A 26,080-nucleotide genomic window follows, 5' to 3' on the forward strand; every position below is an offset into this window, starting at 1 on the left:
TATCGTTGTTAACTGTCGTAATTGACCCCATATATCTTCTATCATACGCCACTTTTAGGCGTGTTTGTTTAGCTACTCACTATCGCACCCTATTTCTATATACATGGGCGAATCACCGGCGTAATAGTCGTTGAGAGCCTTGTATGCTGTCACGCAAACACAGTTGACAATAATAGCGGTTTTGCTAAAGTAGCTGGCATCTCAGTTATTTATATTTTATTAAGGACATTTTTATGGCCAATCCTATTGTCAGTCGTGCAGAGCTTGCCGTTGGCGGCGCGCCGATGACGGTTAAGGGCGTGATTCAAAAAACCAGTCTATTGCTTGGCTTATCGGCGATTACTGGTATTGGATTTTTCTTTTATGCGTTAATGGCAGGCCTATCACAAGGTTTTATCACCATGGCGGCTTTTGGTAGTATGTTTGCCGCCTTTGGTCTTGCTATTTTCATCACCTTTAAACCACAAAAAGCCAAATCCTTTGCCGTACCTTATGCTTTATTAGAAGGTATCTTTTTAGGTGGCATCTCGCTATTCTTTATGCGCATGTACCCAAGCGTGCCAGTTACTGCGATGTGTGCGACCTTTGTCACCGCAGCTGTGATGCTAGGGCTATATCGTTCAGGTTTGGTTAAAGTGACTGAAAAGTTCCGCTCAATCGTCACCTCAGCATTGATTGCCATCATGCTTGTTTATGTGGCGCAGTGGGTATTGTCTTTAGCGTTCGGTTCGAGCTTACCCTTCTTATTTGAAGGTGGCGCTATCGCTATCGGCTTTAGCTTATTCGTGATTGTTATCGCCTCTTTTACCCTGTTATTAGACTTTGATAATATTGATCGCGGTGTAGCGATGGGCGTCTCAGAAGACTACGAGTGGTTATTTAGTATTGGTATCCTTGCAACGTTAGTATGGATGTATATCGAATTTATGCGTCTGCTAAGCTACCTACAAGACTAATCTAAACCCTGTTTAGTAGTTATTTAAATAAAAAAATCGTCTTTTATAAAGGCGGTTTTTTTGTGGGTAATTTTCAGGAATTTATTTAAATGGGTTTAAGCTGGTTTAAATTAAGCACGCTTTAGGCGCAGCGCATTTAATACCACAAGTAACGAGCTTAGCGACATACCAATCGCCGCAAGCCAAGGTGGTACATAGCCTAAAGCCGCCGGTATCAAAACACTACTATTATAAATGAGCGCCCAACGCAAGTTTTGCTTAATAATACGCTTGGTCTTATCAGCGATACGTTTCGCCGCAGTAATAGCTTCAATCTGACCATTTAGGATAATACTGTCACTCGATACTTGCGCTAAATCTGCCGCGCCCGCAATTGAGGTTGAGACATCGGCTGCGGCCAATACTGGCGCATCATTAATACCATCGCCGACCATTAATACAACCGCGCCTTTTGCTTGCAGCGCTTGAATATGATTGACTTTATCGGTGGGTGATAGACCGTTATAAGCGGCTTTCATGCCTAAGTCCTCAGCCATTATTAGCGCTTGCGGGCTTGGGTCACCGGTTAGCATGACCGGTTCAATACCAAGCTCTTTCAGCGTATCAAGCATCGATTTAGCACTATCACGCACCTTATCGTTAAAGTAAAAACAGGCCAGCGCTTGCCATGCATTTGACTGACTATCCTGACAAGACAATACCACAGCCGAGCTGGCACGATGAGTAACCAAATCAATGACTAAGTCATGATTATCACTATTCGCTTTATTCAAGGCAAAATCCACATGCCCAATACGATATAGCACCCCATCAATCATCGCTTCTACGCCGCCTGCCGGATAATATTGCAAGGCTTGCGTAGCTGGGAGGTGCAATTGATAAGCGGCAGTGAGCAGAGCGTGAGCAATCGGATGGCGACTACCGACTTCGAGCGCGGCGGCAATCGCTAATAGCTTGTCCTTTTCGTCACTAGCATCGTTTATGTCTATTTTATCTGTCGTCGCGACATTAGCGGCTATTAGCTCGATATTTAATAGATTGGGCTTACCATAAGTCAGCGTACCGGTCTTATCAAACGCCACATGGGTAATCTCAGCAAGGGTTTGCAAAGTATGCCCACGTGTGGTTAAAAAGCCATAACTCGCCAATCGATTGGTCGCTACCGTCAGCGCAATCGGTGTCGCTAAGGACAGCGCACAAGGACAGGTCGCCACCAAGACTGCAACCGTCGCCCAAATCGCTTGGCTTGGGTCAACGATATACCAGCCGATAAATACCAAAGCTGACAATACTAAAATCCGTGCCACAAACCAACGTGCCAGCTTATCTGCTTGTTGAGCAAGTTTTGGTTTCTCGCTCATGGCACGGTTCATCAGCCTGTCTATCAAACCTATCTGGCTGTCTTCTGGCAATGCCGTCACTAGCATCTCAAACGGCTGACTGTCATTTTGGGCGCCGCCAACGATATAATCGCCTTGGGTTTTGATGATTAAATCACCCTCACCTGTCAGCAAGCTTTGTGAAACGGTAGCGGTTGGGCTGAGCAAGATACCATCGCTGATAATCTCTGAACCAGCCTCCACCATGATGATGTCACCCACTTGCAAGCTATGAGCGGTCACCATCTGCTTGTCTTTTTGCTTGTTATTTAGCGTATGCTGCGTTTTTGAGAGACTGGCGGGCGTATTATTGGATTGCTGCCAGTCTTGGGCGATACGCAAGGTCAACTGCTGGATATTGGTATCCATGCTTTGCATAAAGTTGGGCATCAATTTTGCTACAGCGCTTGTGTCATTAACCGCTAAATCATTATTTGGGTTAGCAGCTTGTTCAGTGTCATTATCAGCAAGGGTTTCATTAAGCGCATTTTGCTCTAGAAGCTGCAAGATACGCGCAGCGGCGTCTTTATCTTCGGCAATTTTTTGCACTAAGACAGGCTCGACCACCACCAAATCATTGGCCATGGTGGCTGCTTTTAAACGTGCATTATGCTCAATATAACGCCCAGCCAATAAGAAGAAAATGAACATACTGACCGAATCATAGTACGTCTCCCCTTGCCCCGTGACGGTAGCGTAAAGACTGGCAAAGAACGTCACCACTAAGGCGATACTAACCGGCACATCCATATTGACTTGACGGGCACGAATCGCTGACCATGCTGAAGTAAAAAACGGCACACCCGCATAAAAGAATACCGGCGTACTCACAAATAACGACACCCAACGTAGAAAGTCACGTTGGAAAATAAGCATGTCGCTATATTCACCAAAGTAAATCGCGACCGCATACATCATCGCTTGCATCGAGCCGAGCGCCGCGATACCAAGCCGCAATAGCATCTGACTGTTATGACGTGCCAGCATAGCCTCATGGGTATCTTGCCGATAAGGCTTGGCTTCATAGCCAATCTCATTGATAACGCCCAAAATACGACTAATCGGCAGCTTATCTTCGTTCCAAATCACCCGCATACGCTGATTGGTTAAATTTACCTGACATTGACTGATGCCATCTAACTCATCTAGGCGCGACTCAATCAGCCACGTACAAGCAGCACAGCGCAGATTATTGACTGATAGCTCGGCTACCGACATACCGTCTTGGGCGTAGACAAATTGTGATTTTATCTCGTCGTGATCATAAGCTTCGAGGCGAGTCAGCTGGGTGGGCAAACTGGCCGTACGGTTAATCTCTGAGCGGTCAAGATAATATTGCTCAAGTCCCGCCTCAACGATACTTTGCGCAGCCAACTGACAGCCCATACAGCACATCTCACGCGACTGACCCAATATCTCAGCATGAAACGGCGGCTGTGGCACAGGATCACCGCAATGAAAACAGTGACCAGCAAGCGGCAGCACCAAACCCTCAGTAATCGAGTGGTCTTGATAATGACGGTTGCTGCTTGATGGCATTGATGAGGGAACACTGGACATAATCGCGCTTATTTCCTTTCGACAGGTTTACTTACAGCCGACTGGCCTTTAGTAAACTTATCATGATTAACTAGAGTCAATCCCTATGTAAAAGAGCTGCTTAGCAAGGCTGTTTTTTAACACAGTGTTTTGATACAGCTACTTTACATAGATATTGGCGTGACTGGCATAAACAAAATCTCAAACAAAAACGATAACGGCTCATTAATAGCATTGGCAGCATAGATAGCATTAATAAAAAGCATCATAAAACAAATGGCGGGAAAAGTATGATGCCACTGCTTTCAATGATATAAGTGACGTAAATGGTAAATTGCTGGTTTGGCTAGTGCTTTTAATACAGCTTATATAGTTTATCCAATTCAAAAACGATGCAGTAAAACTGGGATAAGTTTTTCGAAGCCTCTGTCGGCATCAGCACAGCAAGCGAGAAAAAGTTATCCCAGCAGAATCCGCCTACCAACCTATTGCTTTTGTTTGTTATTGCTTTCAGGTAATAGCAACTATATGGCATCAATACGCTCTATTAAAAGAGTCTAAAGCTTGCGTAAAAACCTATTAATATACCATTAAGTATTAAGATAACCATTATACTATAAGCAGGTGCGCTAAGCAGCATAACCCTTAGTCGCATATAGTCGCGCCATCTCCATGTATCCAAAACCCGTATAACGAATCTCTAGCGAACGCCCGATGAATGCGCGCGTTGACGATGATAGATTGAAAAAATTGTCAATTTGCGTCATTATGAGGCAGTTTTTTATCCCAGAATGGTGTGTCATCAGTGCAAAAATCTAATTCTAAGCAACCACAGTCCTCTAAGCCTGCTATCAATACGCTACCTTCACAGCAGCGCGGCATGGTGTTTAGTAGTATTTTATTAATTGTCATTATCGCCGGTATGGTGCTGTTGGCGCTGTATTTGGTCAAACTTGATCGCACCATTACCCACAAGTTTGAGGGTAAACGCTGGGATATTCCTGCCAAGGTTTATTCGCAGCCGCTAGAGCTATATCAAGGCGCGAACGTCGATACAGACACGATGAAAAAGTGGCTTGAGCTGCTTAATTATCAAAGCAACAAGTCTTATGATCGTACGGGTACTTATCATAAATCCGGCAATACTTACTTTATCCATACGCGCGGCTTTACTTATAGCGCCAATGATGTCGATAAAGAGCAAGTTATCAAAATGACCATTGCTGGCAACAAGATTGAATCGGTACAAAGTACCCAGCCGGCCAAAACTGGCATTATTCGTCTTGAACCGGTTAATATTGGCGGGATTTATCCAGACAGCAACGAAGATCGTATGGTGGTGTCGCTAGACCAAGTGCCGCAGCCACTGATTGACGCCCTAATCGCTACAGAAGATCGGGGATTTTATGAGCATAAAGGCGTATCGATACGTGGTATCGCCCGCGCCGTATTAAACAACTTTACCGGTGGTTCTAGGCAAGGTGGCTCAACCATCACCCAGCAGCTGATTAAAAACTTTTATCTCAATTCCGACCGTACCATGAAACGCAAAGCCAATGAAGCTTTGATGGCGGTACTACTTGAGCTGCATTATAGTAAAGATGAGATTCTGCAAACCTATTTGAATGAGATTTACTTGGGTCAAAATGGCAATCGCTCTATCAATGGTTTTGGCCTTGCCTCGCAATTTTACTTTGATAAACCACTTAAAGAGCTGCGTTTAGACCAACAAGCACTGCTGGTCGGTATGGCAAAAGGACCGAGTGTTTATAATCCGCGTCGCCATCCAAACGATTCAAAAGCGCGTCGAAATACAGTACTAAGCAATATGTTGGCGGTCGGCTCGCTCAGTCAAGAAGACTATGATAAAGCCATCGAGCAACCACTTGGTGTCGTTGATAAACCCGTTGAAGGCAAAAGCCAGTTCCCTGATTTTCTAGATATTGTTAAGCGCGAATTAAATAAAGTTTATTACTCGGATGACCTGAAAAACGAAGGTCTGATCATCATCAGTACCTTAGATCCTATTGCTCAGTTAGCAGCGGATAAAGCCGTCGAGAGAAAACTTGGTGAGCTGCGCCGCCGAGGTAGTAAGACCAAGGATTTACAAGGCGCTTTAGTCAGTGCCAACCCTGAAACGGGCGAGCTGGTGGCAGTGGTCGGTAGTGGCAGTGAATTTACGGGCTTTAACCGTGCTGTCGACGCCAAACGCCAAGTTGGTTCATTATTAAAGCCGATTATCTATATGACGGCGCTTGAAAGCGGGCGCTATAATTTGGCAAGCTCGGTTGATGATTCGCCGATTACGGTCAATCTTAGTGACGGTACTGAGTGGAATCCTAGGAACTATGACAATCGTGACCATGGTTACGTGCCATTTACCACCGCGTTGTCGCAATCTTATAATCACAGCGCGGTACGTTTAGGCATGGAATTTGGCGTTCCTACCTTTGTTAAGCAGTTGCAGCGTATGGGTATTAAAGAGAAAATCCCGCCTTATCCTTCGGCTTTATTAGGCTCGGTCAATCTTAGCCCAATGGACATGCTTGGGGTTTACCAAGTGTTTGCCACTGGTGGTTTCCGTACGCCTATCCACAGTATTCGTAGCGTGATTGATGATCGTGGGCGTATCTTGCAGCGTACGGGGTTAAATACTCAGCGCAGTATCCCGCCTGAAACCAACTTTTTGATTAATTATGCGTTACAGGACGTGGTTAAAAACGGCACGGCTAGACGCATACAATCGCTTGGCAGCAATTTAAATCTTGCTGGTAAAACGGGTACTACTAACGATTACCGTGATGCTTGGTTTGCCGGCTACAGTGGTAACTATGTTAGTGTGGTTTGGGTCGGTCGTGATGATAATAAACCGATTGGTCTGAGCGGTGGTAGTGGCGCTTTACCAGTTTGGGTCGATTATATGAATCGTCTAAAACTGACACCTGTAGCCCTGCCAGAACCCGAAGGGATTGAATGGTTGTGGCTTGAGAACAACTCAGGCAAGCTGTCTAATGAACGCTGTGCCGATGCGCGCTACTTGCCCGTTATGTCAGCGCATCTACCAGAAGAAGCCAGCAGTTGTGCGCTAAGCTTATATCAGCAAGATCGTGCCCGTGAGCAGATACAGTTGCAAAATCAGCAAGGCTCTATCAATCAGCAGCGTCGCCGTGAAGGCTTAGATATTCCTAATGGCGCAGCAGTTGATGCGGATAACGAAGAGAACAATGCTGAGCAAGAGGGGGATTCAAGCAATCGTACCGATACTTGGTATGATCGTGCCGTTGAATGGTTCTAGAGTTTTTAAAACTTAAAAAAGGGTTTTAACATGGCATTATTTATACAGCAAACTGTCGCCGCTAAGCAGGCTATCACGGCCCAAGCTACTAAGCAGACAAAGCTTATTAATAGTATCGTTACGGTCAGCGCCCTTATCGGCATGCTGAGTTTAAGTGCCTGCCAGACAGCGCCGACGGTGATGACAACCTCTGCTGTACAAACTTCACAACCAATAAATAAGCAAACTACAGCGAAGCAACCGTCAACAGCGACTCAAGCACCTATTGTTAAAAGCAGTACCCATGCAACCAGTCCTTATGAAAGCAATGACTATGAAGATGAGGCTTATGAATACCCTATCGAGCCTTATACGCCGCCTGAGCAGCCCACGGCAACCAACCCATTAACCGAAGCAACACCGGTTTATACGCCGGCCTACACACCGTCTACGCAAAGTCCGATAGTCACTCAGCCTGATAGTCATGATGGCTCTGATGCCATAATCCTCACGCCTTCTCGCGAAGATTACATGATATCTGAGCCATCTATACCCTCACATAATGAGCTATTGGAGCGGGCGCGGCAGAACTCACAGCAGCGCAGTCAGCAAAGCACGACCAATAACAGTAACCTGCCAGCCTTTCGTAATCTTATGCAAGTGGGTACAGGACAATTAAAAGCGGGCAATCTAAATGGCGCTGAAAGCAGCTTTACGCGCGCGCAGCGACTTGCGCCCAAGTCATCAGCCGTCTATTTTTATTTGGGACAAGTAGCCCTTAAGAAAAACCAACCACGTAAAGCTGAAGCAATGGCCCGCCGTGGTCTGACGGTCTCTCAAGACAGCAGTCGCCGCCGTGCACTGTGGCAAATTATTTTGCAATCAGGACAAGCTCAAGGCAACGCCCGCGTGATAAAAGAAGCCAAACAAGCACTGCGCTAATCACACACGCCCTCGTATTTACCATGACGACTGACTATATAAGCGCTAAAATAGGTTTATATAGTTAGTCGTTAATTTTTTATCCCGTTTAATGATTATTTTCTTACACCCCTTTCATTATCCATTTTTAATTTAACATTAAGGTTACCCTTATGGCATGGCAACAACTGCACTTACAATGTGAAAAAAATAACGTCGATCTTGCTGAGGCACTGTTATTAGAGGCAGGCGCTCTATCAATTGCTTTAGATGACGCCGGCGATCAGCCTTTATTTGAACCACTTCCTGGTGAATCGCCATTATGGGATGAGGTCATACTCACAGGATTATTCGATGCCACTACTGATGCAGGCAGCCGCCAAGCGATTGAGCAATTAAGTCATGAAATCGGCGCACAAGTACAAGCTAGCCGAACGTGGGTCAGTGCTGTCGATGATAAGGATTGGGAACGTGAATGGATGTCCAATTATCAGCCTATCGAATGTGCCAATAACTTATGGATTGTGCCTAATTGGCTGACACCGCCAAACCCTGAAGCCACCAATATTATTATGGATCCAGGTTTGGCTTTTGGTACCGGCTACCATGCCACTACCCGTTTATGCCTTGATTGGCTGACAGAGCAAGATCTGACCGATAAAGTCGTCATCGACTATGGCTGTGGTTCGGGTATTTTAGGGATTGCTGCGCTTTTGTTGGGCGCTCGCCAAGTTTATGCCGTTGATATTGACCCACAAGCCGTGCTGGCGACCAATCAAAATGCTGAGCGTAATCAGGTTGATAATCGCCTGCAAGCATTTTTGCCAGAAGACTTCAATAACTACTGGCAGCAAAACAATATTAAACCCGTAGAAGTCATGGTTGCCAACATTTTAGCCAAGCCGCTTATTGGCTTAGCGCCTTATTTTGCCACCTTAATGGCACCAAAAAGTCGCATCGTATTAGCAGGTTTGATTGAATCCCAAACCGAGCAAGTTACCGAAGCATATCAGCCCTACTTTGCCCTTGATCCTAAGCACGCTTTTACCGCGCAAGAAGATCAACATTGGCAGCGTTTATCTGGTACATTTACAGGCTAGCAACATTTAATTACATCTGTTACGATAGAGGAGCAGTTAAATGTTGTGTATTTAACGCTGCTCTATAGTTGCCTGTGGGTTATGATGGTTAGCATATCTAAATTGACATTAGAATGATTGGCAGCGATTGGTGAGTGGCTATACGGTATTAACATGCGGTATTAATACTTATACCTTTTTGGATTCTGACCCTATGACTACGCCAATAAAAACCCAGTGCCCTCATTGTCATGCTATTTTTAATATTAAAAAAACTCAGTTAGACCAAAAAACAGCAAATGTCTGCTGTGAACATTGTCAGCACAGTTTTTTGGTCAATAACAACCTTATCGTCACCGCTGACACAGAACGCCCGCTTGAAAATATAGCAAGTGAAGATAAAACTGCCGCAGCCGCTACTTCCAATATTTCTATTCATAAGCAAAATCCTTCTGTCTTATCAAAGACAAAATCAAAGCCAAACATCACATCAGAGCCAGCAGAAGCAGATATTCTTATTCATGATGATATGATTGAGGATGAGGTGATTCATGATGGCTTAATTTATGACGACATGGACACTGATGGTTTTGAAGATAAAGATGAACATGTAGAATATGACTCATTAGACAGCATGGATGCATGGTTGACTCAAGCCGCAGATAGCAACAATAGCAACTCTGCCGCTATTATGGGTAATCAACATGCAAGAAGTACGCCTACCTCATTGAATAAAAGCACGCACTCCTCTATTAATCCAATAGCAAATCCTGCTTTAGCAAGTGCTGCCTTAAAAGAGCAGCCATCAGCCGCACACGTTGCTCTGAGCTCAGCCGCAGCCAATGATATTCATGCCAATATCGACAACAATGCCGATGAATCATGGCTTGAAAAACTACTCAAAGAACAAAATAAAAGTGAAGATGCGCCAAAAGACCAGACTGATTTATCAGAGCTGCTTGCCAGTATGGGTGTCTCCCTCAAAGACGAAGACCATAGCAAGGCGGCACGTCTTAAACAACAGCAGACACAAGCAAAGTTTTCACCAACGCCTGCTAGGCGGTCGATTGCCTCGTTGTTATGGACACTTGGCTGTCTGGTATTAGCGCTGCTACTATTTGCCCAGTATGTCATTTTTAATTTAGATAACTTGGTTAAAAACCCTGCCCATGCAGAGCGCTTGCAAAAAGTATGTGCTATCGCGGTTTGTAGCCTACCCAGCGCTAATTTAGCGGCTTTGAGCACAAGTGATGTTAGCCATCAACCCAGCCGTATTAAAACAGCCAGCTCATTTAGCGATATCAGCATCACTTTAAACAATCAAAGCCCGCAAGCACAATTACTTCCTCATGTAAAAGTCAGTGTCTACGGTAACAAGGCGCTTATCGGAGAGTTTATCGCGGCGCCAGAGGATTATTTATTGAGTACGCAGAGCCAATTAGGCGCGCAAAGTCGCAAACAGCTCTTGTTCACCGTACCAGTTGCCAATACTCAAATCAGTAAAGTGAGTGTTACTCCTGTTTATTAACAATCTCACTTATTAAAAATAACCATTAATAGCCAAATGACTTATGCAAGAATAACCACATAATTTATGCAAAATTATCTTTTATAAAAAGACAGCTCTTATTACAGAAAGTTCTTAGTAAGGGCATCGTTTATCAAAAATACGATGCTATCCAATAACATTAAAGCCAATCGCTCTAAAACAGTCTATTAAATAGAAATAAATAGCTTCAATGCTATGGTAATGCCCAATCTATTGCTGTGATAGGCGATGACTTTGTTATAATAGCGCTCAAACGCCTTATGGTTTTTCTTTACGCTCAAGGACATTATCTTATGGCACCACATGCACAGTATAATGCCAATCATTTTGACAAAAATGCTGAGAATCCTGCTGATTACTATAAAGAGGACTACCATCGCTCAATTCACGAGGTAGAGTCTTCTTTAGACAATAGCATTCATGTTCATGAACCCCTGCGGGTGCATGTAGAACGTGTGGTGCGGCAGTATTTTGCGATGTTAGATGATGAGATGCCAACAGACTTATATGAGCTTATTTTAAAAGAGATAGAGCAACCGCTGTTGTCTGTTGTCCTTGAAAAGAGCCGAGGCAATCAAACCAAGTGCGCGCAAATTTTGGGGCTCAATCGCGGTACGCTACGCAAAAAGCTAAAAATCTATGGTTTAATGTAGAATGGCTTAGCCTTGCTGCCTCTAATTTTGCTTAGATGACCCATACTTTTGCTTAATAGTGCTAAAACCATGGGCGCGCTGCCTTTATTTTCCAGTGCTTTTTAACGGCCACTTTTAATTATCATTTTTCAAAGCCGTTTTTCAAAGCCACTTTTCACAGTCATTATTTATGGCAAAGCTAGAGTTTATGATCTTATCAATCACGATACACTCTGTACTACTTGCCATTATTACCTTGCCAGGCGTTTACGTCAGGCTTTTTTTTATGGAACTTTTTTTATGAGTACAACCCCACTTGCCCTACTCTCGGTCTCCGATAAATCTAACATCGTTGAATTCGCTCAAGGTCTGCTAAAAGCAGGTTTTGGCTTACTATCGACCGGCGGCACTTACCGCTTACTGACCGAGCACAACGTCGCTGTGACTGAAGTATCAGACTATACCGGCTTCCCTGAAATGATGGACGGCCGTGTTAAAACCTTGCATCCTAAGATTCATGGCGGCATTTTAGGGCGCCGTGGTACCGATGACGCGGTGATGAGCGAGCACGCCATTGAACGTATTGATTTGGTCGTCGTCAACCTTTATCCGTTCGCAGAAACCATTGCGCGTCCTGACGTGACCATGAATGATGCGATCGAAAATATCGATATTGGCGGTCCTACCATGGTGCGTTCAGCAGCAAAAAACCACGCCCATGTTGGTATTGTGACCGATCCTGCTGATTATACGCGCGTACTCGAAGCCTTGGGTGAAGGTACAACACTGACCCATGCCCTACGTTACGATTTAGCGGTTAAAGCCTTTGAGCATACGGCACAATACGACGGTATGATTGCAAACTTCTTGGGTAGCCGAGTTAATGAAACTCAAACGCCAGAGAATTTCTCACGTACCTTTAACGTTCAACTTGAAAAAGTACAAGACCTACGCTACGGTGAAAACCCGCATCAAAACGCTGCTTTTTATGTTGAAAATCATGCGCTAAAAAGCAAGCAAGCGTCTATTGCAACCGCGCAGCAATTGCAAGGTAAAGAGCTGTCTTATAACAATATCGCTGATACCGATGCCGCGCTTGAATGTGTTAAAGCCTTTAGTGCACCCGCTTGTGTTATCGTAAAACACGCCAATCCTTGCGGTGTGGCCGTAGATAGCGATCAAGTAGCGGCTTATCGCACCGCCTTTAGTACCGATCCTGAGTCATCTTTTGGTGGTATTATTGCCTTTAACCGCCCATTGACGGTTGCTGCTGCCAAAGCCATTATTGACAATCAATTTGTCGAAGTCATCATTGCCCCAAGTATTGAAGATGGCGTTCTTGAAGCAACTGCGAGCAAGAAAAACGTGCGCGTCTTGGTTTGTGGTGAATTACCAACGCCTGAGCAGCGCGAAAGTCAGCTTGATTATAAACGCGTCAATGGTGGTTTATTGGTGCAAGAGCAAGATTTGGGCTTAATTACTGCCAATGATTTAAAAATTGTCACGGACGTCCAGCCAACGGAAGCGCAGATTGCTGATTTGTTATTCAGCTGGAATGTCGCTAAATATGTTAAATCTAACGCCATTGTTTATGCCAAAGGTCAACGCACTATCGGTGTTGGCGCAGGTCAAATGAGCCGTGTAAATTCAGCGCGTATCGCCGCTATCAAAGCTGAGCACGCCGGTCTTGCTACCGAAGGCGCGGTAATGGCATCAGATGCCTTCTTCCCGTTCCGTGATGGTATCGATAACGCTGCTGAAGTCGGCATTGCTGCGATCATCCAACCGGGTGGCTCTATGCGTGATGACGAAACGATTGCCGCCGCAAATGAGCATGGTATCGCCATGGTATTCACTGGTATGCGTCATTTCCGCCATTAATCTGCTGTCAAGATAATGCTGTTAAGACAAAATCATTAAGAATAAATAAGAATCGTATTACATAAAAAAGCCACTATTAATAGTGGCTTTTTTACATTTAAGATTTGATAAAGCTTATTCAGACAAAGGGTTTAACAAATGCCCTATAGGTCGCTTAACGCCCTTGCGCATTGGCCATATTGGTTTTATTAATTTCAACTTTGTACACCATACGTAGATAATCTAGATAATCTTGCAGCTGATCTTGACCTAAATTATCACGAATAATGGCGGCAGTTTGGGCTCTTTGGGCATCAGATAACGGCGATTGCTGCTCTGTTTTGATGCGATCACCGACCAATAACGTCGCACCCATCTCAGTCTCGCTCGCTACTGCCACCACACCATTGGCGGCGGCTTGCTGACTAAAGGCTAAGCCGCGCTCTTTTTCGGTCAATTGCGTGGTCTGACGGTTGATTTCGCCCAACGCTTGCAGCTTAACTGGTTGTTTGACAATATCAGCAGGCGTCTTAATCCCAGCGGCTAGTTTCTTCGCCTCTTTTAGTGCTAGTGCCGTCGCTTTTTGTTGACGCAATATCTGCGTAATTCTTGGCGTCGCTGCTGTCAAAGATAAGGTCTTCGTTGGACGATAGTTACTTGGTTGTACCCATACCGTGCCATTACCGACCTCAATACCTGCCGTCACTGCTTGGTCTTGAATGGTAAACTCATCAAACGCTTGCTTAATCACTGCAGGCTGCGCCAAAGCAGATTGATTGTTTTCTTTACGATAATCTTTGATACGTTTTAATGCGACGTTTTCTTGCTGAGCAATGTCTTCAATACTAAAGCCATCTGCTGCCAAATCGTTAATCGCCGTCACTTTATCCGCATACATTTCCTGACGTTTGTACTCTTTGGCTTTAGCCGTTAACTCTGCACGCATGCTGTCTAGACTTGGTATTTTGCTACCATTATCTTCAGTCACAGTAAATATCTGATAGCCAAAGCTGGTCTTTACAGGCGCGCTGACATCACCAACACTCAAGCCTTCAAGCGCTTTTTCAACCGCTGGGGCGTCATTACCAAATACCGAGGCATTAAAGCGTCCGATATCGCCACCCGTTTCTCCTGATGGATCATCAGATTCTGTCTTAGCCAGCTTAGCAAATGACTCACCTTTAGCAAGACGGGCTTTAATCTTATCAGCGCGCGCTTTGGCATCTTTACCGGTTAGCAAGATTTGGCTAATTTTACGCTCATCAACGACAGCCAGTCCTTGCTTATAAGCTTCATACTGCTGCTGCACATCTTCTTTACTAACCTCATTAACCTCAATGGCCTGCGGGCTCAATTGCAGGTAAGCCAAATCAACCATGGCAGCGCTTTTTAACTTGTCTTTATTGGCATCATAGTAGGCTTGGATATCACCCTTGCTCAACTTTACTTGTTCAGCATAGTCCTGCCAATTAAAACGATGCAGCCAAATATTGCGCGACTCTAGCTGCAGGTCAATCAATTGACTGACCGCTTGCATTGGATATACCGCTGTGCCTACGATACTGGCGTTGAGCTGGTCTAAGCTTAACTGATTGCGGAACTCTGCAAACAGCTGGTCTTTGGTCATATTGCGCTGACGTAAAAAGTTTGAAAACTGATCGTTAGAAAAGTTACCTTCCGCATCTTTAAAGATTTCTTCTTGGCGCAATAAGCGATTGATGGTGTCATCAGAAACCGTCATACCAAGCTTACCCGCCTGCTGCTCTAGTAAAGTGCGATCAATCAATCCTTTTAAGACTTGCTCGTGGAGCACATCTTCATTTAATAAACTGGCATCATCAACTTGGTCTAAAAGCTCGGTACGGCGGTTATTTACCGCAGTCTGATACTCGGACAGTCCCACGCTTGCGTCACCTACCTGAGCGATTTGGTTGGGATCGACCCCGCCTCCAAAGTAGCTTTCGACACCCAATAGAGCGAGCGGCGATAGGCATAAAATCAATAAAATGCGACCTGGCCAGCTTTTTAAAAAATCGCGCAATTTATCCATAGTTATCTCTGCTTTATTAACCTATATTGATGAAAGACCATTGTAATACTATTAATAATATCAACGCTGTATAAGCAGGCAATGGTAAGAAGAAGAACGTGTGCAGTCTATCGTTGCAAAACAAGGCTTATTGACAAAGCTTATAGCAAAATTTTTAAAACCTCTTGTTTAAACAACACATCTATCGCGCGCCCTATGATACGTGATTTTTAATGCAGACTCAAAATATTCACGCTACTATTCACACTAATTGACACAAACTATAGCACTAAAAAAAGCACCTAATCTCTAGGTGCTTTTTTGCTACATCACTCATGACTTAAATTGTACTTTAATTGTGCCTTAAGCCATGAGTTGCCATTCTCAATTTACTGCCAACAAACGCTGTTGTTATTCGTGTATCACGTCGTCAACGAGCATCTGTGTATCATAAAATAGCTTAAATGAAATGGCGTAAATAAAACGGCTTGTTTTAAACGGCTTAGTTTAAACGCTCTTTCAAGTTTTTACCCGCTTTGAAGCTTGGTACTTTGCTTGCTGGAATGCTAAGCTCTTCACCAGTCTTAGGGTTACGGCCAGTACGAGCCTTACGGTCTTTTACGCTAAAAGTACCAAAACCAACCAATGAGATGCTATCGCCAGCTTCTAGAGCTTCGCCAACACTTTCCATTACTGCATTCAAAGCTTCGCCAGCTTGAGTTTTATTTAGACCACTTTTCTCGGCGATGCTATCAATTAATTCTGACTTATTCATAAAATTTCCTTCAAGTTTTAGGGGGTAAAAAAACGCTCACGCCAAGTATTGTATCGCTCTCAGAGTACTTAAGCAATAAAAACCACCTGACTGGCGTATAAACAGGTTTCGCTTTGTTAACGTCTTTATAGCAAGGCAGCATAAGGAGCGCAAGCGATTTTACATATTTTTGTGCACTCTACTACGTATTTGACACCCAATGTTACTCAAAACTGCTGCAACTTTTTTGCAAAATCGCTATTTTAGCTTGTGTATTTGGCTTAGGTCTTGTGTCATTTGACGTAGGAAATCAGCTTAGCCAGTTAAACACTATAGCTTGTGCACAAACAATTTAGCTTGCGCATAAACAATGTCATCAAACGCTTATTAAAGCGCTTAATAACCTGACTGCGCTGCTAAAAACCAATTTTTATCGATAAAAATAACTGCCAAGCCATACTAATACATTGTCAGTCATAAATACCAGTGTCTTTATTGACTGGCAAATTGTAAGGTAATAAATTAACAACTGACAGAAACGGGCGTTACTTTTTATTATAAAGGCGTTACTATAAGCGCAATTCTATTGTACATTTTGGGTCGACTTTGATCCTTGCTTGTCCTTTTGTCTTTCATTTACACCATAAAAACGGATTATTTACATGAAGCGTTCTACGTTGTCTCACTCTCTGCTTAATATCATATTGGTGTTTATCGAGTCGGCGCTGACCCTGCTGTTACGCTTAGACCCAGAGCTCCGTAAAGCCGCTTATCCGCTTGCCAAGCAAGAGACTGTCGTCGCGCTAAGATTGTACTTACCGCATGTGGAAGTTTTTGCCACTTTTAGTACCAAAGGCGTGTTATTGGACGACCGCTTGCCTATCGGACGTACTGAGCCTGACGTTGTTATCAATGCCTATAGTATTCAAGTGATTAATGCCATCACCACCCACGACAGCGAAACCACCGAAAAGCTACAAATGCGTGGGGAGTCGGTGCAAGTACAGTTGGTGAAGCAGTTTATTATGCAGCTGGGTCTTGGTAGTTTGATTCAAGGCGTGATTAAAAAGATTAAGGGCGGCAAAAGCAAGCCCAAGCCTACCGAAGCTGAAAAGGCCGATAAAAAAGAGAGCTATAAGCTGCGTATTAAAGAACAGCAAACTCAAATCACCACTTTGACCATCAAAAACCGTGAGCTTGAGACCACGGTAAAAGAATTACAAAGTAAACAGCAGACCTTTATTATTACGAGCATAGTCGCTGCTGTTATCGCCATTGCCGCTATCATCGCTCTATTTATAATGACTTAACTTTTAATAATCTAATTCGATAATGAATGAGCTTTACAACAATGCACGGCCGCTGATCGCTTATAAATACTGATATTTCATACAAATCGTTTTTTTAAGAATATAATAGCTTCACATCGACGTAGCGTTTAATAATACTTAGCATTATTAAACGCTTTTTGTCATATATAGGTCTGCTCTGATATCTTTCTCTGATATATAGCGGCCACGCTATTGCGCACTTTTCCTCCTCGCTACTCCTCTTTCATATTTGCCTTTAATATCTGCGTCATTGTTTTTATCAATCATGGTCATAAGTTGCACTCACCATTCAACCACACTTTAATCTTGACTAAATTACTCGGGATTGATTATAATGACTCTATCGTTGCACACATCGGGTAAACCATCTGCTGTTTAATAGCGACAAGACACCACTTAGTCGATAGATGATTTCCCTTAATAGAAGTGTCAATACTATTAAGTATTAAATGCTATTAGCTATTCATAGTTAGCTGCCAATAAACCACTTATGCTTTATAAGTAATTGATGGCATAAATGATTGCTAGCAGCACACTTCTAACAATACGACATGACTAAGATCGTTGTTAAATAAATTTATCCTTAAAAGGTTTGGAGATAATATATGCGTTTGACTACTCGAGGCAGATACGCCGTGACCGCTTTACTTGACTTGGCATTGCAAACCAGCCAACAAGAGAGCGCCGTCTCTTTATCAGACATTGCTAAGCGGCAATCGATATCTATCTCTTATCTTGAACAGTTATTTTCCAAACTGCGTAAGCGTGGTTTAGTCACCAGTATTCGCGGTGCAGCAGGCGGCTATCATCTGGCCAAACCACTTGATGAGATTGATGTGATGAGCATCATTTCTGCCGTCGATGAATCTGTGGATGCAATGCAGTGCGGCGGACGCGGCGACTGTCAAAGTGGTACAATGTGCCTAACGCATGATTTGTGGTGCGCTCTATCTAATCATGTTGAACAGTACTTGAAAAATATAACATTAGCGCAATTATTAGACATGGAACACGTGCAGTCAGTCTCAGACCGTCAGCACCTCTCTTTTCCAAAAGAAACTTCTATGAAAGACATCAATACTATTACCCTATCGACCAGCGAGGCAAACCCAGCATGAGCCAACATAACAACCTTATATACTTAGATTATGCCGCCACTACGCCAGTTGCTAAGTCAGTCGCTGCCAAGATGAGCGAATATCTGACAGTAGACGGCATCTTTGGTAACCCAGCATCACGTTCACATGGCTATGGCTGGCAAGCGGAAGAAGCGGTAGAAACGGCTCGCGGGCAAGTGGCTGAAGCAATTAATGCTGACCCACGCGAAATCGTCTTTACCTCGGGTGCGACAGAATCAGACAACTTAGCCATCAAAGGCGCAGCACACTTTTATCAGTCTCGTGGTAAGCATATTATTACCAGTAAAATTGAGCATAAAGCTGTTTTAGATACCTGCCGTGAGCTTGAGCAAGAAGGCTTTGAGATTACCTATCTTGAGCCGCAGCCAAGCACCGGTTTGATTTTACCAGAGCAAGTGAAAGCCGCTTTACGTGACGATACGATTTTAGTATCACTGATGATAGTAAATAACGAGCTTGGTACGATTACCGATGTTGCAGCGATTGGTGAAATCACTCGCGAAGCGGGCGTTATCTTCCACGTCGATGGTGCTCAGTCAGTTGGTAAAGTATTGGTCGATCTTGAAAAGATGAAAATTGACTTAATGAGCTTCTCAGGTCATAAAGCTTACGGTCCTAAAGGTATCGGTGCATTATTCGTCAGTCGTAAACCACGTGTTCGCCTAAAAGCGGAACAACATGGCGGTGGTCATGAGCGCGGTATGCGTTCAGGTACGTTGCCAACGCACCAAATCGTTGGTATCGGTGCCGCATTTGCTTTAGCCAATGAGCGCTATGCAGAAGACCATGCTCACGCGGCAAAGCTACGCCAAAAACTGTGGGACGGTCTACAAGATATCGAAGAGATTTATCTAAACGGTGATTTAGAAAACAGTGTGCCAAATATTGTTAATATCAGCTTTAACTTTGTTGAAGGCGAGTCGCTTATGATGTCGCTAAAAGACTTGGCGGTATCATCAGGTTCAGCCTGTACCTCAGCCACGCTTGAGCCATCATATGTATTGCGTGCTATTGGTCGCCCAGATGAGTTGGCGCATAGCTCAATCCGCTTTAGCTTTGGTCGTTATACCACTGAAGAAGACATTGATACAGTTATCAAGCAAATGCATGAAGCGGTTGATAAGCTACGTGCCCTATCACCACTTTGGGATATGTATCAAGAAGGCGTTGATTTAGACTCGGTAGAATGGTCTGAGCATTAATATTTACCAGTAAAACTTTTAATAGTTAAAACGTCTAATGGTTATCAAATATAACCATTAGCTGAACCATTAATTAGACAATCATACATTTAGTTTTTATAAATACAGTTTTATGAACGACATGTTTGACCCCAATTATCGATGAGTAGACAAGCATTTAGCGTTAGTAAGTGACTAATTCAGTTTCATCGTCTAAATGCTTACTCATCATCTAACTAGGAGAAAATCCCATGGCCTATAGTGACCAAGTTATTGATCATTACGAAAACCCACGCAACGTCGGCAATCTTGACAAAAATGCCAAAAACGTTGGTACAGGTATGGTCGGTGCGCCAGCATGTGGCGATGTGATGCGTCTACAAATCCAAGTCGATGATAACGGTATCATCGAAGATGCACGCTTTAAAACCTATGGCTGCGGTTCAGCAATTGCGTCAAGCTCACTCGTCACCGAGTGGCTAAAAGGCAAAAGCTTGGATCAAGCTGGCGAAATCAAAAATATGGATATTGCTGAAGAATTGGCATTGCCACCAGTTAAAGTGCATTGCTCTGTACTTGCAGAAGACGCCATTAAAGCCGCGATTAGCGACTATAAAGGCAAACATAGCGCTGCTGCGGTAACTGAAGAAGCAACCAGCTAATTTAGAGCGTATGCGCTTATTAATGTAATGAGCGTTAGTAGCCATATTTTAGTAGCAGTGCTTTAGAAGCAATACTTTAATAGCAGTATTTTAGTAAAAGCCATGAGCAGTAACGTTAGAAGCTACTAACGCTAATAAGGTGACAATAACGCTCATGTAATTGTCACCTTTTATTTATTTTTTAACGCTTTATTGGCAATGTATTACTCGCAACGCTTTATTCGTACTAAGCTCTACACAAAATAAGCATTTTGCGTGAATTATTATTATCGATTTTGAGAGTCAATGGGAGTTGGCATGATTGAAATGACAGAACGCGCCGCTCAGCATGTTCGAGATTTTTTGGACAATCGCGGTAAAGGTGAAGGCATTCGAGTGGGTATCCGCACAGCGGGTTGCTCAGGCTTGGCTTATGTCTTAGAGTTTGTTGATACACCTGATGAAAATGACACCCGTTATGAAAGCCTTGGCGTTAATATTTTTATTGACCCTAAAAGTTTGGTCTATTTAGATGGCTTATTGATGGATTACGAAAAAGAAGGTCTTAACGAAGGCTTCAAATTCACCAATCCCAATCAAAAAGGTGAATGTGGCTGCGGTGAATCGTTTACGGTTTAAAGACTTAAACGAGAGTGCGCTAAACGATTGACACTCAAGCGATTAGCGCTTAAATACTGAGTTATTAGAAATCACTATTTAAAACAGTTATTAAAACAGCCCTCGAAACGACTATTGAAACGACCATTAAAACAGTAAAGTCCTCACAATAATAAATAGAAATGAAGGCAGACGATATGACAGACATCACCTCAGAAGCACAGTTTGATAACTTCTTTGCCCTATTTGAACAACCTGTACAATTTGCGGTCAATCAAGAGCATCTTGATCAGCAGCTGCGTCTGCTACAAAAACGCTTTCATCCGGATAACTTATCGGTAGCAAATGATAAAAATGCGGCAGATAGCGCGCAAGCTAAGCAACAATCAGAGCAGGCATCAGCGCTTATTAACCAAGCTTATCAAACGCTCAGTGTGCCCGATAGTCGTGCCAGCTATTTGTTAGATATCGCAGGTCAAGCCCAAAATTTGGAGCATTCTATTGCCGATTTAGACTTCTTAGAAGATGCCATGCAAATGCGTATTGACTTAGATGAGGCGATTGAAGCTAAAGAGCTAACCGCATTGCAACAGCTACACCCGCAGATTACTGAGCGTTTAGCCAAACAGTCAAAGCGTTTTAACACCGCTTACCAAAACCAAGACTGGCAAACGGCGATTGACGCCACGCAAAAGTTAAAATTCTTAGTCAAGTTAGATGCCGATGTGACCACAGGACTTGATGAAGTCGCGTCTGCTGAGCATTTAGACGATGATGACTTATACGTTTAACCTCATGCTAAGTAGCACTGTTTAACTTTACGAGTGACAAGTTTATATGAGGGTATGGTTAAAATGACAGCTGCTATCCCGTATAATTGCAGATATTAACTGCCTTTTAACTAACATTTTACCATGGCTTTCTAAGTCCGTATGTTTTTAAACGCCTACGTTTAACCATTTTTGATTATTAATAACAATTAGATTATTAATAGCAGTTAATAGTACAGCGGTTAAATGATAGTCGCCCATATATTGCCTTTGTTCCATTTCACTTATTCATTTTATCCTTGAGTTTTCTTATGTCTTTATTGCAAATTGCCGAACCCAATCAAAGTGCCCAACCTCACCAGCATCGTTTTGGTCTAGGAATCGACCTTGGTACCACGCGCTCACTGGTCGCTGTGGTACGCTCAGGCAAGGCGCAAGTTTTGCAAGCAGCGACAACGACAGATACTTTGTTACCGTCTGTGGTCTACTATCCAAGCTCAGGTAATCCAGTGGTTGGCTATGATGCCCTTGCTCACTTAGCAGATGATCCAAAAAATACGATTATCTCGGCTAAGCGCTTTATGGGTCGTAGCCAAGCAGATATTAAATTCTCCCATCCTTATGAGTTAAGTGGCAGCAAAGATGCGATGCCAGCGTTTGTTACGGCGCAAGGGGAAGTATCTCCTGTTGAAGTTTCAGCGCGTATTTTAGCAGCGCTAGAACAACGTGCCGCAAGTGCCTTGCCCGATGAGAGCATACAAGGTGCGGTGATTACTGTGCCAGCCTATTTCGATGAAGCACAGCGTCAAGCCACTAAAGATGCAGCGCAAGCGGCAGGTATCAATGTATTACGCCTATTAAATGAGCCTACCGCTGCGGCAGTCGCCTATGGTCTCGACCAACCTACCGATGACGATACTGAAAACTACTACTTAATCTATGATTTGGGTGGTGGTACTTTTGATGTGTCTATTTTAAAGCTAAGCGATGGCGTATTTGAAGTATTGGCCACGGGCGGCAATAGTGCGCTTGGCGGTGATGATATTGACCGCTTACTGACCAATTGGCTGATTAAGCAATTAAATATCGACCCCAAAGACGTAAGCTTGCATGACAAATCAATACTGGCGCAACAAGCTAAGCGCTATAAGCAAGCATTGACGGATGCTGAACAAGTCGATATCGACATTGTCGTCAATGAGCAATCTTATCAAGGCGTCTTAAGTCGCAAAGATTTGATAACGATTGCAGAGCCTGTCAGTCGCCGTACGTTGAGCGTCTGCGAGCAAGTACTGCGTGATGCCAAGTTATCTGCCGCTGATTTAGATGAAGTGATTTTAGTCGGTGGTTCTACGCGTATGCCAGCAATTCAGCAAGTGGTTGCAGACTTTTTTGCTAAAGAGCCGCTTTGCCGCTTGAATCCAGATGAAGTCGTCGCTTTAGGTGCAGCACAGACTGCACACCAATTGGTCAATGGCGATAGTGATAATGGCTTGTTATTACTTGACGTGACACCTCTATCGCTTGGTCTAGAGACCATGGGCGGGTTGGTTGAAGTACTGATTCCGCGTAACACCCCTATTCCAGTCAAAAAACGCCAAGTGTTTACCACTTATCAAGATGGTCAAACCGGCATGGTCATCCATGTGGTACAAGGCGAGCGTGAGACGGTCGATAACTGCCGCTCACTTGGACGCTTTGAGCTATACGGCATTCCACCGATGAAAGCAGGCTTTGCACGTATTGAGGTGACCTTTAGTATTGATGCCAATGGACAGCTAACCGTCAGTGCGCAAGAAACCACCACTAAGACTGAAAGTAAAATCGAAATTGTGCCATCTTATGGTCTATCTGATGAGCAAAAAGAGCAGCTATTGATTGCAGGCTTTAAGTACGCTGAAGAAGATAAAAATGCGCGCTCTTTAATTGAGACCAAAGTAGAAGCTGAACGTGAATTATTGGCACTACAATCGGCGCTTAACGAGTTTGCAGCATTAGTGTCAGCTGAAGAGCAGCAGTCATTGGCGCAAACCATGCAAGACCTGCAAAGCGCGCTTAACACTAATGATTTAGCCATTATCGAAGCCAAACAAGCCAAGTTAAAGCCACACAGTGATGCCTTTGCTGCCCGCATTATGAATCAAAGTGTTAAAGCCAGTATGGCAGGCACCAGTGCCCAAGATTGGTAGCAGATACCATTAATAATATATACGCCTAAGAAAATTACCTAGCAGTTGAACTAGGCGGACCCTTTTTATTTTTTTAATTGATTAGCAGCGGACAAATAACTTATGCCAAAAATTACTATATTACCCCATCATGAAATTTGCCCTGAAGGTACTGAAGTCGAACTAGAGGCAGGCAGCAACTTATGTAAAGCGCTGCTAGAAAAAGGCATCAAGATTGAGCATGCTTGCGAGATGTCAAAAGCTTGTACGACTTGTCATGTGGTGGTACGTAAAGGTTTTAATAGTTTAGATGAGATGGACGATATCGAAGCCGACTTACTAGACCGCGCTTGGGGTTTGGAACCTGATTCGCGCTTATCGTGTCAGGTCATGCTTGATGATGAAGATTTAACCATCGAGATTCCTAAGTACACGCTAAACCATGCCAAAGAAAACCATTAAATACTTGTAGTGTTTTATGACTTAGCTTGATTATCCAAGCTCATTTAGTTGAAAACACGCTGACAGTAGACTAAAAAAGCCAGTTATTTATCATAACTGGCTTTTTTTATTTTTACTTCTAGTAATCCTGCGTGCAAATTTAACTGTCATGCTATAAACATTCATTTTCTACAAATCACTCAAATCGGTTTCATTCTGCGCTTATTAATGACGATTGTTTTCTTGCTTACTTGCCTCTAACATCTCAAGCGCTATCGTCTGCTCTTCTTTTTCAATACGCGCCAGCGCCAGATTTAAGCGATTTCTGATATCCTGATAATCATTGTCTTGCATGTCCCTAAAGTTCAGATGCAAATTAAAACCCGGTAAGGTGTGGTCAACCCACTTTGATAACTGGCCTTTATTCTCATCAGGATCAAGTACTTGCCAAGCGTTTATTTTTTTATCAAAACCTTTGAGCTGAAAAGCACCAGCATATTCACAGTCGTAATCATGCGAGATATAATCATAGGTACTGTCACTGATAAATATCTGTCCTTTGCCAGCGACCGCCTCAAGCCTTGACGCTAGGTTGGCTTCTTTACCAATGAGGGTATAGCTTAGGCGGCTATTACTACCAAAGTTACCAACATGACAGTAGCCCGTGGTAATACCGATACGAATATACAAACCCTCAAAGCCCAACAAACGCCATTTTTGCCGCAAGGTGCGCATCTCACGGCGCATATCTATGGCCATTGCCACGCAGTCTAGTGCATCTTGACGCGGTCCGCGGCTGTTTGGTTCGCCAAAAAAACACACCATACCATCGCCAATAAACTTATCCAATACCGCACCATGCTTATTGGCAATTAACGTCATACAGTGCATATAGGTATTTAAGATATCAGCCAAATTGTCTGCGCTCAAACTCTCAGACAGTTCGGTAAAGCCAACAATATCTGAAAACATAATCGTCAGCTTGGCACGTTTATTATCGACGTTAACGGGACTGTCAGATTTTACAATTGGCTCCCAGACTTGCAGCGGCACAAAGCGTGTTAACTTATTAATCACAGAAACCATGGTATTGAGACGCCCAACCGCTTGCTGCGCTCGCGCTTCATAGTTTATATAGTCATGATAAACGTGGCGAAAATGGCACAATAGCACCAGCATACTGGCCAATAAGATAACGGGGGTAATCAAGCCTTCGTGGCAATCTATCTGAGCGCTACTTAAGGTGACACTCACATAATAAAAAACAATGACCGTGACTATGGAAACCGCTATGAGTTTTAGATGGTTTTCCGGACTGCTAAGAATAACTCGCAAGCCGATGAGCGCCGATAAGCTGAGCGAGATAATGGGGCAAAACTGTATCGAGCCGATGACCGCCGATAATAAGATAATGACAATGTTCGAGGTCCAAAAACTGGTTTGGCGACGATAGTTATAAATTAAAAGCATTAAGCTCGGCAGGCACACAATAACTACCAGCGCCATTGAAGTCGGACTAAAATTAAAATGTACAGCGAGCAATATAACCGTCAGTATTAAAACGTAGATTTCTGGATAGTCAAAGCGATAGGCATTGCTATTACCATCCTGTAGCGGAATCTTTGCGCTTGAGGTTTCTAAAAATGCCATGGTCACTATTCGCCTAAAGAAAAACCATCAGAAATCTTAATGAACATTAAAATAACGCTCATATTATCATTGAGGTCTTAGGTAGCCCTTATTAGGCAGCCCCTATTTCGTGATAAAAGATTGATCACTAACGCTCATCTTTATAAACCACTGATAATATAAGTAGATA

At 43.5% G+C, this 26,080-nt stretch carries 19 protein-coding genes; 15 read left to right on the top strand and 4 right to left on the bottom strand.

Annotation, left to right across the window (positions count from 1 at the left end):
- The first annotated feature begins 233 nt into the window (after positions 1–233).
- Complete coding sequence (locus tag PG901_RS07560) at positions 234–956, top strand: Bax inhibitor-1/YccA family protein (RefSeq protein WP_271134079.1); 723 nt, start codon at positions 234–236, stop codon at positions 954–956.
- 110 nt (positions 957–1,066) lie between these two features.
- On the opposite strand, the gene PG901_RS07565 is transcribed toward PG901_RS07560, so the two are convergent.
- Positions 1,067–3,895 carry a heavy metal translocating P-type ATPase gene (locus tag PG901_RS07565; protein ID WP_271134080.1) on the bottom strand — a complete coding sequence of 943 codons (2,829 nt, stop codon included), beginning with the start codon at positions 3,893–3,895 and terminating at the stop codon, positions 1,067–1,069.
- A 784-nt stretch (positions 3,896–4,679) separates the two neighbouring features.
- Here PG901_RS07565 and mrcB point away from each other — a divergent pair.
- From mrcB to purH, 6 genes are all read left to right on the top strand, one after another.
- Positions 4,680–7,169, top strand: coding sequence for a penicillin-binding protein 1B (gene mrcB / locus PG901_RS07570; protein WP_271134081.1), 2,490 nt, complete (start codon positions 4,680–4,682; stop codon positions 7,167–7,169).
- A gap of 30 nt (positions 7,170–7,199) precedes the next feature.
- On the top strand, positions 7,200–8,090 hold the full coding sequence (locus PG901_RS07575; RefSeq protein WP_271134082.1) for a tetratricopeptide repeat protein: 891 nt from the start codon (positions 7,200–7,202) through the stop codon (positions 8,088–8,090).
- Positions 8,091–8,242: 152 nt separating this feature from the next.
- Positions 8,243–9,169: a 50S ribosomal protein L11 methyltransferase gene (gene prmA, locus PG901_RS07580; protein WP_271134083.1), complete on the top strand. Its 927-nt coding sequence runs from the start codon at positions 8,243–8,245 to the stop codon at positions 9,167–9,169.
- 193 nt (positions 9,170–9,362) lie between these two features.
- On the top strand, positions 9,363–10,676 hold the full coding sequence (locus PG901_RS07585; protein ID WP_271134084.1) for a DUF3426 domain-containing protein: 1,314 nt from the start codon (positions 9,363–9,365) through the stop codon (positions 10,674–10,676).
- A 314-nt stretch (positions 10,677–10,990) separates the two neighbouring features.
- On the top strand, positions 10,991–11,350 hold the full coding sequence (gene fis / locus PG901_RS07590; protein WP_201565963.1) for a DNA-binding transcriptional regulator Fis: 360 nt from the start codon (positions 10,991–10,993) through the stop codon (positions 11,348–11,350).
- A gap of 279 nt (positions 11,351–11,629) precedes the next feature.
- Positions 11,630–13,210, top strand: a complete 1,581-nt coding sequence (gene purH, locus PG901_RS07595) for a bifunctional phosphoribosylaminoimidazolecarboxamide formyltransferase/IMP cyclohydrolase (protein WP_271134085.1) — start codon at positions 11,630–11,632, stop codon at positions 13,208–13,210.
- A 154-nt stretch (positions 13,211–13,364) separates the two neighbouring features.
- Here purH and PG901_RS07600 read toward each other — a convergent pair whose 3' ends face one another.
- On the bottom strand, positions 13,365–15,239 hold the full coding sequence (locus PG901_RS07600) for a SurA N-terminal domain-containing protein (protein WP_271134086.1): 1,875 nt from the start codon (positions 15,237–15,239) through the stop codon (positions 13,365–13,367).
- Positions 15,240–15,720: 481 nt separating this feature from the next.
- Positions 15,721–15,993, bottom strand: a complete 273-nt coding sequence (locus tag PG901_RS07605) for an HU family DNA-binding protein (RefSeq protein WP_068404475.1) — start codon at positions 15,991–15,993, stop codon at positions 15,721–15,723.
- Positions 15,994–16,634: 641 nt separating this feature from the next.
- Here PG901_RS07605 and PG901_RS07610 point away from each other — a divergent pair.
- The 8 genes from PG901_RS07610 (at position 16,635) to fdx (ending at position 24,282) form a co-directional block, all read left to right on the top strand.
- A complete protein-coding gene (locus PG901_RS07610) occupies positions 16,635–17,282 on the top strand; it encodes a hypothetical protein (protein ID WP_201620186.1) in 648 nt (215 codons plus the stop codon).
- Positions 17,283–17,908: 626 nt separating this feature from the next.
- Positions 17,909–18,421 (top strand): Rrf2 family transcriptional regulator, encoded by a 513-nt coding sequence (locus tag PG901_RS07615; RefSeq protein WP_201565956.1) that lies wholly within the window; start codon positions 17,909–17,911, stop codon positions 18,419–18,421.
- Entirely contained in the window at positions 18,418–19,644 is a 1,227-nt protein-coding gene (locus PG901_RS07620) for an IscS subfamily cysteine desulfurase (RefSeq protein WP_201565954.1), read from the top strand. Before PG901_RS07615 ends, PG901_RS07620 begins: the two co-directional genes overlap by 4 nt.
- Positions 19,645–19,874: 230 nt before the next feature.
- Positions 19,875–20,285, top strand: coding sequence for a Fe-S cluster assembly scaffold IscU (iscU, locus tag PG901_RS07625; RefSeq protein WP_183620927.1), 411 nt, complete (start codon positions 19,875–19,877; stop codon positions 20,283–20,285).
- Between the two features lie 297 nt (positions 20,286–20,582).
- The gene (gene iscA / locus PG901_RS07630; protein WP_149489769.1) at positions 20,583–20,903 is read left to right on the top strand and encodes an iron-sulfur cluster assembly protein IscA; all 321 of its coding nucleotides are present in this window, start codon (positions 20,583–20,585) and stop codon (positions 20,901–20,903) included.
- 176 nt (positions 20,904–21,079) lie between these two features.
- A complete protein-coding gene (hscB, locus tag PG901_RS07635) occupies positions 21,080–21,673 on the top strand; it encodes a Fe-S protein assembly co-chaperone HscB (RefSeq protein WP_271134087.1) in 594 nt (197 codons plus the stop codon).
- 290 nt (positions 21,674–21,963) lie between these two features.
- Positions 21,964–23,841: a Fe-S protein assembly chaperone HscA gene (gene hscA, locus PG901_RS07640; protein ID WP_271134088.1), complete on the top strand. Its 1,878-nt coding sequence runs from the start codon at positions 21,964–21,966 to the stop codon at positions 23,839–23,841.
- A gap of 102 nt (positions 23,842–23,943) precedes the next feature.
- Positions 23,944–24,282: an ISC system 2Fe-2S type ferredoxin gene (gene fdx / locus PG901_RS07645; RefSeq protein ID WP_201565424.1), complete on the top strand. Its 339-nt coding sequence runs from the start codon at positions 23,944–23,946 to the stop codon at positions 24,280–24,282.
- Between the two features lie 204 nt (positions 24,283–24,486).
- On the opposite strand, the gene PG901_RS07650 is transcribed toward fdx, so the two are convergent.
- Positions 24,487–25,911 (bottom strand): adenylate/guanylate cyclase domain-containing protein, encoded by a 1,425-nt coding sequence (locus tag PG901_RS07650; RefSeq protein WP_201625560.1) that lies wholly within the window; start codon positions 25,909–25,911, stop codon positions 24,487–24,489.
- Positions 25,912–26,080: the final 169 nt, after the last annotated feature.

This window comes from Psychrobacter sp. ANT_H3, from assembly GCF_027919975.1.
Taxonomy (GTDB): domain Bacteria; phylum Pseudomonadota; class Gammaproteobacteria; order Pseudomonadales; family Moraxellaceae; genus Psychrobacter; species Psychrobacter maritimus.